This window comes from Lentzea sp. NPDC005914 (assembly GCF_040629405.1).
In the GTDB taxonomy this organism is placed as follows: Bacteria; Actinomycetota; Actinomycetes; order Mycobacteriales; family Pseudonocardiaceae; genus Lentzea.
On sequence record NZ_JBEXVQ010000055.1, the window covers coordinates 39,786 to 52,130 of the forward strand.

Sequence of the window (12,345 nt, forward strand, 5' to 3'; positions counted from 1 at the left end):
GACCTGCCTCGCCCAGTTACACAACCGACAATTCCCAGAGCTGGAGTTGCTGGACGCCTACTACGAAGGCTAACAGCCGCTGTCCTACATGCACCCCGAGTTGTTGCGGCGCTTGGACTCCCGGCTCCGCTCGGTCGTGATCAACTGGCCCCAGTTGATCGTGGACTCCCTGGATGAACGCCTCGACGTCACCGGGTTCCGGCTCGGCGGCGAGGCGGCCGCCGATCGGGAGTTGTGGCACATCTGGCAGTCCAACCGGCTGGACCTGCATTCCGAGCAGGCGCACGTGGACGCCTTGGCGCTGGACCGCTCCTACGCCATCGTGGGCAGCAACGAGAAGGACCGTTCCACGCCGCTGGTGACGGTCGAGTCCCCGCTGGAGGTCCACGTCGACCTGGACCCGCGCACGCGCGAGGTCCGGGCCGCATTGAAACGGCAGTACGAAGAGGACGGCGACGGCTACACCGAGGCCTACGCCACGCTCTACCTGCCCAACGAGACCGTCTGGTACACCAGCGACAACGGCGGGGACACCTGGTCGGAGCTCAATCGCGACGAGCCCGGCATGGGCACCGTTCCTGTGGTGTCAATCATCAACAGGCCCAGTATCCGCAGCCGCCGCACGGCACCGCTGAGGCTCGGATGGAACAGCGCCTGATGTTGTGGCTGGTGACGGCGGCGGTGGTCGGGGTGCCGCTGGCGTTCCGGCCGGTGAACCCATCTCGGGCCAACATTCGATGCGATCATGCAACAAGGGGCATCGGCGTCACTTCACGCGCCGCAGATTCCGGCCATCGACGCTGCGTGGTCACAGTACGTACCGCCTGCGAGCGGTTCGGTGATCACGCCATTGGCGAGTCCGATCGTTGCTGCCTGCCCGACTCTCGGAGCGGGTTGCGTCATCGGCCAGTCGTGCACGGCCACCGAGGTGACGGTGATGGTCGCGGTTGCCGCAGCAGGGATACCTCGCGGTGCTGACACGCTGAACTCCAGGTCGATTATCGGGTGACAACAACCGTCGCCCACGTGCTCTTTCGCTCGGCCGTCCGGCGTGATGGTCAGAGAACGCGTGTGTCCCGTCCACTGTCCGACGAAGACGGTTAGGTCCACCGCGGGTTTCGCGCGCGTGACCTCGACGTGATAGTTGCTGCTGCCTTTGAACCGCTCCACGATCGCGTTCCACTGCCGGGTGAGGAAGTCAACCACCGGCTCGGCGGCCGTGATCGGCGTGAGCAGCAGCCCCTTGGAACCGAACACATCCACGATCGTCTTCTGGTCGAGACAGCCCGCGATCATCGCATCGACGGCCTTGCCGAGTGTGGCGGGACACGATTGGCCAACAAGGACCTTGTCGGTGATCTCAACCGCCTGCACGCCGGAGGCCGCCCCGAAACGGACCAGAACCTTCGCCAACGCCGTGATGCTGGCCTCCAACGCGTAGAGCGAGTGCGCCACGGGATCAGACCCGGTCGCGATCCGCGCGCTCCCGCCGGGCGCCAGGTCGGCGTCGAAGACAATCGTGCCACCTGGAGCAAGGATCGCCTTGTCCCCGGCCGCTATCCGGCTGAGCGCGGACCATCGGACCCAGTCCACGCCGCTCTCGATCAGGTCCATGCCCTGGTGGGATGCGAGTAGCGGATAGCCGCGGTGGTTGGTCACCTTGAGCACTCGACGACCGGTCGCGTCTCTTCCCAAACACCACAACAAGATGCTGCCGGAGTCGGACGTGGCGCCGTACCCGTCGCCCCGAGCGCTCTCCTCGTTGTCGCAAGCCGGTTTACCGGCTTCCTCGGTCTCGAGGTCGGAGAGAGCGTCCAGGAAGTCCCGCTGGAACAGTTCAACCGCCCGACCGAGGTCGTAAGCCAGCACTCCGAAATCGTTCATGTGGACGGTGGCGAAGGAGACGGAGGTGCGGTTCGGAGCAACGACGGCGGGCAGGTACTCCCACGGAGCGGCGCTGCTCGCTCTCGTCACGACGACAACCGCGTCGCTCTGCGCGACCGGCGGTGACAACTGGACGGTGATCGTCGCCTGGGAGGACGCGGGGCCGGAGGCGTTCAGCGAGTAGAGGCGAGAGATGAAACGCAGATCGGGTGCGGGCGGCTCGCCAGCGCCTAAATCACGTGCGCGCACCTCAACTCCGGGCGCGACGACCTCGACCTCGGGGGCGGATGATGGCGGCTGGATGGCGTTGCACCCGCCCAGCACGAGCAGAACGACCACGGCGATCGCCGAGCGGCCTGCGAAGCTCACGGTTGTCGCCACGGCGACCCTCCGTTCTGCGGACAGCGGCCTCTTGTTATTGCACCCCGGCGAGTTCGCGTTACAGGTTCGCGAGTTCCGCGCGCGATAAGCGATTGCGTTGAGCCAGTTGAGTGAAACGTCGTTCAGGCGGTCACGGCGATGCACAGGCCACCGATATGAGCAACGCCGGCACGGCACTCGTGTGTCTACAGAGGATGGTTCGGGCCGGTCCACGCTCGTGAGGAAGGACCCATGACTCGTCGTACGCTGGTCGTGACGTTCGTTGTAGCGCTGGTGGTCATCGGAGCGGTCGCCGTGTTCTTGCTGCGCGACAACCACGGGGTGACCGACGCGTCCACGTCTTCCTCTGCCGCGGCGCCGTCCAGCACGTCCGCTCCGCCTCCTCTCACCAAGGAGCAGGCGACGACGCTATGCGAGAACCTCACGAGCGGGTCAGAGGATCGGCTGCGGCAGGCGATCGCGATCTCACCGGACCAGCCGTTGGACGCCGGCGCGGCAGGCCAACTGGCCTCCATCACCTCGCTCGAGTTGGACCTCTCAACCTTCCGCCTCGAGCCGGACGGCTCCGCGAAAGTGACCGCACGCTCGACCGGCGCGGCAGCGGCCGTTTGGACGGTGTCACTCGTCGCTGTCGACGGCCAGTGGCGGATCAGTCGGACGGAGGCCGCACCGTGACAACCCGACGCCGAAGGCTCACGGTAGCGACGATCACGCTTCTACTCGCTGTTCTTCCTGCCGCACCACCACGATCCCAGGCCGCACCCTCCGACGACTGCGTCGGAACCTCCTCCACCCCGGCGAAATCCGGCCAGTCGGCATCACGGCGGCCAGTCATCGCGGTGCACGGCTGGGGAGGCAAGCCGCTGACCAAGACGACGGAGATGCTGAGGGACAAGCTCGGCGACCGGATCAGCACATTCGCGTTCGACTACTTCCCGTGGTCGCTGTACTGGGCATCGGACAAGCACATCGCACCGTGCCTCGCCCAGTACATCAACGATGTGTCGCAAGCCCACGACAAAGCGGGCGGCGACGGCAAGGTAGTCCTCGTCACGCACTCCATGGGCGGCCTGGCAACGCGCTATGCGACATTGCCGGCCGACAAGGTTCTCCGGGTGATCACTCTCGGCACGCCACACCTCGGGTCACCGCTGGGCGGAACAGCGGCCGCGGATTTGAGGGAAACCCTGCTGACCCACATGGGCAGGGAAGAACCACCAGGCGCGAGCGGTGGGCATTGCCTGGCCTGGCACGAGAGGGAAGCGCCGTTGCTCGAGGGCTGCGGCCCGCTGCCGCCGTACCTGCCGCATGGTGTGACCATCAGCCAGATCGCCGGAGATATCACCGTGGACCGCACGTTGTTCGGATTCCACTTGTACTCGCTGCCGCTGTCTACCGACGGCGTCGTTCCGGTCAGCTCAGCGCACGGGTACGCGACTTCAGGCGTCGGACCTCCAAGCGGAGCGAAGGTGCAGTCGCGCTCAGACCCGTGCCGGGCCGACTTCGCCATGCTCTACGCGGCTGCCATGCAGATCAACGTCCCCACCCTCCTTTTCGACTACATCACCATGCAGGACCTGCAACGAGGCGACCGGTCCCTGGCAGTGAACGGTCTGTCGCTCGCCGCGATGCTCATCGCCGCATGCGGCCATCTGGACCTTCCAGCCGACCCGAAAGCGATCGACCAGGTCGTCGAGATGATCAAGGAATTGCCCGCTGCGGTTCCGGTCCAGCCGAAACCCACCGCCGACGCGTCCGAGGTGCGCTTCGACGGGATCGGCGAGTTCTCCCTCGCCCTCACGGCCGCGGATCTTCTCGCCCACGGCTACGTGAACAAAGGCAACCTGTACGAGGGACCAGACGCCCCCTGCGTCCGCTACGCCCACGACGGGCACCCGCTTGACTTCAGCGTCGAGTCGCCCTCCGGCCGAGTGCTTGCGATCAGCAACTCGTCAGGCGACAAGACGCTGCACACCCACGTCGGCAACATCCGCGCCAACTCGACGCTGAACGAACTGCGCACAGCATTCTCGGGCCACCAGATCGAAGAGCACCTCGACCATGACTTCGGCCAGGGCACCAACGGCGTGATCGTCAACGGCCCCGGCGGCTCGATCGCGTTCGGCCTCGCCGACGCCTCACCCGCCGACTACACCACCGGTCGAGCCAGAATCACCTACCTCAACGGCGTTGGCATTCGAGGACACGCCCCGACAAGCGCCGAAGACGGCTGCTGAGATGAACCGCGTGCGGCGCGAATGATCACCCGGGCTCTGCGGACATGCCGCGATCAAAGCAAGGACACCACAGTCCTACCGTTACCAGCGCCACGTCCATTTGACCACGAATGGGCTACTTGCGCGGCCGCCGTACTGATCACGGGATGCTTGTCGTGGTGGGCTCTCACGGAAGGCGTTGTCGCGCACCTGTTCCCTCAGCGCGGGCGGCCGCGCCACGTCCATGGACCTCTCTCCACAATCCCCCGCCAGGGCACCATCGCCACACGATTTCGCCGCAGGTCCTATTGGCGGTCACCAGCCGAGTGTCAAGGCACTAGCGGAGTCGGTTGATCTTGCTACCCTCGCTCAACCCAGCCCCTCATGGAAACGGACAAGGTCATGGCGCAAAAGGTGCTCGTCCAGCTCATCGACGACCTCGATGGCACCACCGCTGAAGACGTTGAGGCCGTGAGTTTCGGCCTGGACGGCGTCACCTATGACATCGACCTCAAGCCGGACAACGCCACCAAGCTCCGTGACTCTCTCGCCGATTTCGTGGCCGGCGCTCGCCGCACCAACGGCCGCACCAAGAAGTCAGCGAATGCCACCCGCACCATCGTGGCCGAGTCGCGCACGAAGGAACAGACCAAGGCCATCCGCGACTGGGCAAGGGGCAACGGCCACGATCTCTCCGATCGCGGCCGCATCCCGGCCCACATCATCGAGGAATTCGAGAAGGCACACCGAGGCTAGGAACGCTCGGCGAGCAGCCTCGGACAGTTGAGCTGCTCCAGCGTCCGCTCTGTGGCACCGGCGGCGCGGTCCTACCGCTACGGCCACGCCGCCAACCAGATCTTCTACGCCTCACTTCGGACCCTGCCGAGACAACGCCCTAGGTGGCTGTGGCGTCTGGGTTGTCGCCGGTGATGCCGGCTTCCGTCAGGACGAGGTCCAGACGTTTGATCAGATCAGGGCGCGCTGCTTCGATCTGCACAAGGTCAACCGCGGAAGCAAGGTTCACGATCTCGGTGATGGCTTGGCCCGGCATGAAGCCGCTCTCGTACAGGCGCAGCCAGGCATCAAAGAGCGCCAGGCCGTAGTTTGTTCCCCGAAGCCTGCGGCCGGCCAGCGATCTGAAGATCGTCAGCAGCTCGTTGTCGTCGCCTCCACGGCCGACGCGGTCCAGGATCTGAATGACGAAGGCGCTGCTCGCGCCCATCTCCGTGTCGGCGAGTTTCGCCAGTGTGGCGGCGTCGACGGTGATGTCGCGACGCAGGGCGTCGAGCACGAGGTCCGGGAAGAGGCTGGCCCAGTGCAGATACCTTGTGGCGCGGACCGTCGGGGCGACCGGACTGGCGAAGAGTTCGATCAGGGCACGGGCGTACTCGACGTCGAAGCGGCCTTCCGGTAGTGCCTCGAACGCGTACTTGAACTTGTTGATCGACGCGTCTCCGGTGAAGTGTGCGTCCAAAGCGGCTTCGCGTAGCGTGACGCGGCTGTGCAAGCTGGTGAACTCGACCTTGTCTGGCAGCATGCTCCCGATCGTGATGGACACCGACGACTCGTTGGACCAGCGGACGTTCACGGAGCTGAACAAGGTGCGCCAGTCCGAAGGGGACAGTTGGGCTTTCCAGAAGGTCGCCTGAGTGGACCAGTCGGGAATGCCCAGTTCCTTGGATTGGGCACCGCGTCCGAGGATCGCTGCCACGATGACGAGGTTGAGGCTGTAGATGGCGTGGCGGGCGGGCACTGTGCGTACGACGGGTTGGTACGCCTCGGTGGTTCTGGGCCTGCCGTGCTGTGCGAGCGCGAGGATGGCGCTGGTCAGTTTCAGCAGTGAGTCACGCTCGTCGGAGGTGCCTGCGAGTTCGATGAGAAAGTCGATCACGGAGTTGCTGGACGTGAGCGGGGTCAGTGACAGAAGTGCGTGCAGATGGCTGTCGTCCGGTTGTGCTCCGCTCACGCGGTGGTATCGGGAAGCTTCGCTCGCGTGCAGGTCGTTGAGGATGCGCCAGGTGAACCTCGCGACCAGGTACTCGCCGAAGGTGGCGTGCAGGAACTCGTAGGTGCGCAGTGTCTCCTCTTCGCGGATCGCTTTGGCGCACTGCACGGAGAAGAACCGGCCGACGATCCGGTCTGCCTCGCTCAGTGGCTTGCGCATCCCGTAAGGCTTCGGCTGCGTCGCGCCGAGCAGGGCCTCGAGATCGTCGTCGAGGTCACTTGCGGTGACCCATTGCGCGCCCCGATGGAACATCGCGAACGCGACCACGGACAATCGCTCCAGTTCCAGCTCGACCTGGCGGTCCGGCATTCGGGTGTCCTCGGACGCGGCCACGGCGCCTTTGTTGATCTCTCGGCTGGCGAACCTATGGTGCGGGGTGCCAGAACTCTGCAACGGTTCGCTCACCTCCAGCGATTGCGCATCGTCCACCACGGAGCATGATCGTCAGGCATAGCGTTACGACTGCTGTACCTGATCCTCATCCGGCTTGTTCGTTGGCTGGTTGGTTCTCAACACGCGCAGCTGTCAAAGCTCTCGATGGCGCCGATGCAGGGAAGGCCAAGATGTTCACCACAGCCGTTACGGCGTTTTACCGTCTCCTGGCGTCGGCAGAAGCCGCATGCGCGATACGCCGCCACCCACCAAGCCGAGAGACCTGAGCAGCCGACCTCCTCTTACTCATCTCATCGGGTGATTGTTCCTCTCTTGCCGAGATACCAATCATGAGGAAGTTAGGGTGCTCCGGTTCGCCGCGCACCCGGAAGGAGCCAATGGTCGGCGAAGGCGACAAGCCCACGCTTGAGGAGCTACCTGATAGCGGCTACCGATGACAGCTCGCGAGGAACAGTTCAGTGTGGACTTCGTCAGGATGGCCGCTACTGCAGCCCGCCCGCTGGTTACGCCGAGCTCGACGGTCACTCTCGATTTCACCTTCTCGCCAGTTCCTCAAAACTTCAGAGGATCGCAGTGGAAGATCAGAACCGTGAAACTAAGGTGTTGAACACCGCCACCGCCAACCTAATCAACAACCTCGTTCAGGCTGGTCACATCGATAATGTCAATTTAAATGAAGAGACCCGGGGCATCACAATCCCTGAGTCATTCCTGGCCATTTCACGACATCTGAGCGGCTTCACCGAAGTCGTCGGGCGAGCGGGACTGCTGAGCCGCATCGATGCCAACTTCGACCGCTCACGACGCGAACCCACCGCCACGCCAGCCATACAGGTATTACACGGCATCAGCGGAGTCGGCAAGACCAGTCTCGCGCGCGCATTCGCACGGTCACACGCCACTCAGTACCAAATCATATGGTGGATCCACGCGGAGAACCTGGTCACGATCCCGAATGAATTCAGGAAACTGCTGGAAATTCTGTCTCCAGACCAGGCACGGTGGATCACTGACCCGATCCACGCCGCGTTCGCTGCATTCGCGAGCGCGCCCGGACGATGGCTGCTATTGTTCGACAACGTTGTCGACGCATACGGCTTCACCTCATTACTGCCCACAGTCGGCCCCGGTGACATCATCATCACTACCCGAAGTGGAGAATGGCCGAGATCGTGGCACCGGATTGAAGTCACGTCGCTCAAACGCGAGGATTCGGTCGAGGTCCTCATGTCATTGTCCAATGATGACGACCGTGCCACCGCCGAGACGGTCGCAGAAGAGCTCGGCGATCTGCCGCTCGCCCTGGCCCAGGCAGGCGCGTTCAGTTCGGCGCACCGAATGGCGCTACGCGAGTACATCGACCTGTATCACCAGAACCGCCTGGCCGTACTCGCCTCGGGCAGGGCGCCGGATTACGACGGCAGTGTCACTGTTGCCTGGAATCTTGCCCATGAACGGTTGTCTCCGTCAGCGAAGGACGTGTTCGACTTCTGCGCATGGTTGACCCCGGACGATATTCCAGTGTTCGAAATTCTACGGGCGAACGTCGATTCAGGTATCCACGGCCCGGTGACCGAAGCGTTAGAGCAATTGATTCACGACCCATTGATGCTCCGGAAGGCGTGCGCGGAACTGGACAGGTCAGGTCTGCTCAGCTGGCATTCGGCGCTCACCGTGAGCGTGCACCGACTGCTCCATGCTCTTGCCCGCGATCACCTCGAGTCGACCGGACTCGCCTCGGCATGGGCCGGAAACACCGCGGCCCTACTCCTCGCGGCCTGTCCGACCGCGTTCGCCGACCGGGAGGCGATCGACACATGGCTGAGACTCGAGCCGCACGCACTGACCATTGTCGGGCACCTTCCTACTGACGACATCACCAGCCTGAGATTACGTGTGCGCATCGCGGCGTGGACCGGATACCTAGGCGCCGACGCCACGGCGAAAGCCATGCTGACGGATCTTGTCATAGACTATCAACGAGTCAGAGGCGGCGACGATCCTGAAACGCTAGGAGTTCGCTCGAACCTCGCATGGTGGATAGGAGGAACGGGAGATCCTCACGACGCCCGCGATCGTTACGCGGTGATCGTGACCGACCTGGAACGGATATCTGGACCGGATCATCCGCAGACGCTCCAGACACGTGACAGCCTTGCCAAGTGGACAGGTGAACTAGGAGAAGTAGTTTCGGCAAGGAATCTGTACGCGTCATTGGCCGAGGACGCAGCCCAGGTGCTCGGCGACGAACACGTGACAACTTTGCAGGCGCGCATCGGTCTGGCGCGCTGGGTCGGCGAAGCGGGTGATCCGGCCAGTGCGAGGGACATGTACGCCGATCTTCTACCGGTGCACGAACGAGTCATGGGCGCCCGGCACAAGGACAGTCTCTACATTCGAGCCTGTTTGGCCTGGTGGACCGGTGAGGCGGGCGACGCTCGATCGGCGTGCTCCTTGTACGCGGTCGTGCTCACCGACTGCGAAGACATTCTGGGCAAGGACAGCCGCGACACGTTGGGGACCCGCCACGGCTGGGCGCACTGGCTGGGCCAGGCAGGCGATATCGCCGAAGCGAAGGCTCATTTCGCCGCGCTCGTCGAAGATCACATCAGAATCAAGGGCGTGGACCATCAGGACACGCGACACGCCCAGCGCGAACTGGACCGCTGGTCCACTGTGCTCGATACCGAACCCAGATAGCAGCGCGTTCGGCTAACGGCCGGTGCACGTTTGGCGTGAGGCGGTCGGCGACTCCTTGGCCGTGGATGCAGACCTGGGTGTGGGGTGCCAAAACTAGGCCTGGCGGTCTGACCTGCGCCTCAGGCCGCCGCAGGTTCGTACTCGTTGATCAAGCCGCCGAGTACTCGCAGACGACAAACGGCCCCACAGCCTGATTCTGTGAGCGGGTAATCGGGTCGTCGTGGAGCGTGCTCCCGCGCTCTGTGTGGCCGTCGGTGGTTGTAGTGGGAGACGCTCTGAACACCGGCAGATCGCGAGAACCGCGTGCCAGTTGTGTAATGACCCGCCGCTCCGACGCGACAACGTCCGCACAGACAATCCCCCGGAGGAGGGCCCGCCATGGCGATCGCAGACCTTTGGGCCGAGGCCGGCAGACTTTCCAGAGAGGTCATGCCGGCTCTCCGCCGCGTCGACGGCCGTATCCGCAGCCTCGCGAGCGACTTGGAGTTCCTCACCACCGCGCCGCAGGAAGATACGTCCATGGCTCCCGGCCTCGACCGGCAAGGCCGCCTTCAGAACGTGCAGAAGTGGGCGGATCATCCCGGCGTCTGCGGGATCTACGGCATCAGCCTGGCCGTCGTCGACAGCCAGGCGTCGCCGCTGTGCGCCGAACTGCTCGTCGACGCCACGATGGCGTCGACGGAAGGCATGGAGCTGTCCAGGTTCCGGGCGCAATGGCAGTTCTACCTCGACCTGATCGACATGCTGGAGCCGCTCAACGCACTCGAGGAACTCATAGCTGTGCAGGTGTGCGGGATCAACCGCCCGTCGCCGTACCACTGCACGCCGGGCACGGCCGTCTCCGCGGTTCTAGGCAGGGCGCGCGATGGCACGCTCGGTTGCCGCGTCACGACTGCGTCGGGCGCGCCCGGCGTGACGACAGCGGGCCACGTCGTCTGCGCGGCGATGCTGCATTCCGTGGTGGGAGGGCCCGTCGAAGTGCGATGCGACCAGAACGGCTGCGGCGCTCGTGTCTCCGGACAGCAGTGCCACAGCTACAGCTGTTCCAGCCACGGCCTGGTCTGCCAAGCCCCGTCGGTGACGGTGCAAGGATCGGCCTACACCGTCCTGACCTTCGCTTCCCCGATGTGCCGCCCGGCGAGTTGTCCACCCGAGGCCGACATCGCGGTGCTCGCGCTGCCGGACAAACACGAGGAAGGCCGCTCCGCGCTCACCGTCACCGGAAGCGTGTTGCCGCGTGACCACATCACAGTGCTCGGACGGACTTCCTGGGCGAAGCGGGCCATTCTCGCAGTCTACGAGGGCTACAACCACGCCGCCTGGGAAGACGTCGTTGACACCGCGATCGGCATCAGCAAAGCGGGACAGTCCGGCGCACCCGCCACCCGCGGTGCCGGCGAACTCATCGGCCACGTCGTCGGCGGATGTCCACAGGACACGTTCACCTATGTCCAGGACATCACCTGCCAACTCACGAAGATCGGCGCGTCGTTCCGTCCTTAGGAGACCACCATGCCGTCCATCGCCGAAGGCGTCGCACTCGCAGGAATCACCGCGTGCGCCATCCTGCTCGTCATCGCCGGAGTCCAGCTGTTCAAGTACGAGCGCCCGGTCAAGGAGAAGGTGCGGCTCGCGCTGGACCAACAGCTCGACCGGCCCTCCGCCGTGCGAGACGACGGCGGCGCCGGGCAACGGCAGGCGGGCGTCGGAGCGACCATCAAGCACAGCTTCGAAGGGTTGGCCGAGTTCGCCAAGGCGCTCAAGGAACTCGAGACCTCCACGCGGCTGTTCCTGATCGCAGTGGCATTCCTGTTGGTCGCCCTGGCCGCGGCCGCTCTCGCCTCTCTTGCCCCGTGATCCGCTACCCAGCGGCTTCGCAAGCCCAGGGTGCCGCAGCACCAGCAGCGAGACTCCGGCACCGGCCAGGCACGGCACGTCGGTCAGGTCATGAACAGGTCGCGGGTACCGGTGATACCGGACGGCGTTGATCCGTCAGCGCCGGAGCGGTAGCACCATGACCGTGTTGGGGTAGGTCTTGCCCGGCCACTGCACGACCTCCTGCTCTTGAAGCCCCACCGCTCGTACATGTCCACGAGGGTGTCGCAGGCACGGCGGTGTCCAGTCCGATGTGAGATGCGCCGACCGACACCGCCCACAACCGCGAAGCGCGGCCGCCACCGCGGTGGTGCGGATCGACGGCGGGCTGGTTCAGCCATGGACGGTCCGGCAGCGTCGCCTCGCGGCTGAGCCGCTGCAGCGGCTCTTCAGGCGGGAAGGTCATCGTCAACGCGGCGACGATGGCGCCGCGTTCAGCCAGCACCAGGACGAGCCCGCCTGCGCTCTGCGCACAGTGGTGGTGATGTCCTGGTCGACCGCAGTGAAGTTCAAGCCCAGGTCACCCAGTTCGGCGTAGGCCAGGTGCAACATGGCGGTGAGTTCCAGACCATCACCGAACAGCACCTCCTCGCGGGCTCGCCGATCAAGCGAGACGAACGCCACCGTCTCCGACACGTACCGTCCGCCCTTGACGTTCCCGTTCGGAATCAGCCGTGGCCTTGATGGCGCTAGCCGATTGTGGTCCTGTCGCTGATTGCGTGATCGATTTGGTCAGGTCGCGACGGATGCTGTCGCGTCGTCTGTGATCATGACCAAGGTGTGATCATGGTTTGTTAGTGCTTGTTTCCGAGCTACTGAGGCTGTGTGAGTCGTCGGACGGTGATGCGGATCATCGACCATCGGACCATGGCCTCGTGGTGGTGGCGTAGT

The 12,345-nt window shown here is 64.5% G+C and carries 10 protein-coding genes; 7 read left to right on the plus strand and 3 right to left on the minus strand.

All coding sequences use genetic code 11. The annotated features are described in order from the left end of the window. Positions 1-88 precede the first annotated feature (88 nt). Entirely contained in the window at positions 89-658 is a 570-nt protein-coding gene (locus ABZ345_RS44420) for a phage portal protein (RefSeq protein ID WP_359861294.1), read from the plus strand. 113 nt (positions 659-771) lie between these two features. On the opposite strand, the gene ABZ345_RS44425 is transcribed toward ABZ345_RS44420, so the two are convergent. After that, a complete protein-coding gene (locus ABZ345_RS44425; RefSeq protein ID WP_359861296.1) occupies positions 772-2,409 on the minus strand; it encodes a hypothetical protein in 1,638 nt (545 codons plus the stop codon). Positions 2,410-2,496: 87 nt separating this feature from the next. Between ABZ345_RS44425 and ABZ345_RS44430 the strand changes: the two genes are divergently transcribed. The 3 genes from ABZ345_RS44430 to ABZ345_RS44440 all read left to right on the plus strand — a co-directional run bounded on the left by ABZ345_RS44430 (position 2,497) and on the right by ABZ345_RS44440 (position 5,237). Further along, positions 2,497-2,940, plus strand: a complete 444-nt coding sequence (locus ABZ345_RS44430; protein ID WP_359861298.1) for a hypothetical protein — start codon at positions 2,497-2,499, stop codon at positions 2,938-2,940. 164 nt (positions 2,941-3,104) lie between these two features. Continuing rightward, complete coding sequence (locus ABZ345_RS44435) at positions 3,105-4,502, plus strand: hypothetical protein (RefSeq protein WP_359861299.1); 1,398 nt, start codon at positions 3,105-3,107, stop codon at positions 4,500-4,502. 381 nt (positions 4,503-4,883) lie between these two features. After that, entirely contained in the window at positions 4,884-5,237 is a 354-nt protein-coding gene (locus ABZ345_RS44440; RefSeq protein ID WP_359861301.1) for an Lsr2 family protein, read from the plus strand. A gap of 139 nt (positions 5,238-5,376) precedes the next feature. Here the strand turns inward: ABZ345_RS44440 and ABZ345_RS44445 are convergent, their stop codons facing one another. Then, entirely contained in the window at positions 5,377-6,753 is a 1,377-nt protein-coding gene (locus ABZ345_RS44445) for a hypothetical protein (RefSeq protein ID WP_359861303.1), read from the minus strand. Positions 6,754-7,452: 699 nt separating this feature from the next. Here ABZ345_RS44445 and fxsT point away from each other — a divergent pair. The 3 genes from fxsT (at position 7,453) to ABZ345_RS44460 (ending at position 11,436) form a co-directional block, all read left to right on the plus strand. Then, the gene (fxsT, locus tag ABZ345_RS44450) at positions 7,453-9,579 is read left to right on the plus strand and encodes an FxSxx-COOH system tetratricopeptide repeat protein (RefSeq protein WP_359861305.1); all 2,127 of its coding nucleotides are present in this window, start codon (positions 7,453-7,455) and stop codon (positions 9,577-9,579) included. Between the two features lie 378 nt (positions 9,580-9,957). Further along, the gene (locus ABZ345_RS44455) at positions 9,958-11,082 is read left to right on the plus strand and encodes a hypothetical protein (protein WP_359861307.1); all 1,125 of its coding nucleotides are present in this window, start codon (positions 9,958-9,960) and stop codon (positions 11,080-11,082) included. 9 nt (positions 11,083-11,091) lie between these two features. Beyond that, on the plus strand, positions 11,092-11,436 hold the full coding sequence (locus tag ABZ345_RS44460) for a hypothetical protein (protein WP_359861309.1): 345 nt from the start codon (positions 11,092-11,094) through the stop codon (positions 11,434-11,436). A gap of 426 nt (positions 11,437-11,862) precedes the next feature. Here the strand turns inward: ABZ345_RS44460 and ABZ345_RS44465 are convergent, their stop codons facing one another. Further along, a complete protein-coding gene (locus ABZ345_RS44465) occupies positions 11,863-12,090 on the minus strand; it encodes a hypothetical protein (protein ID WP_359861311.1) in 228 nt (75 codons plus the stop codon). Positions 12,091-12,345: the final 255 nt, after the last annotated feature.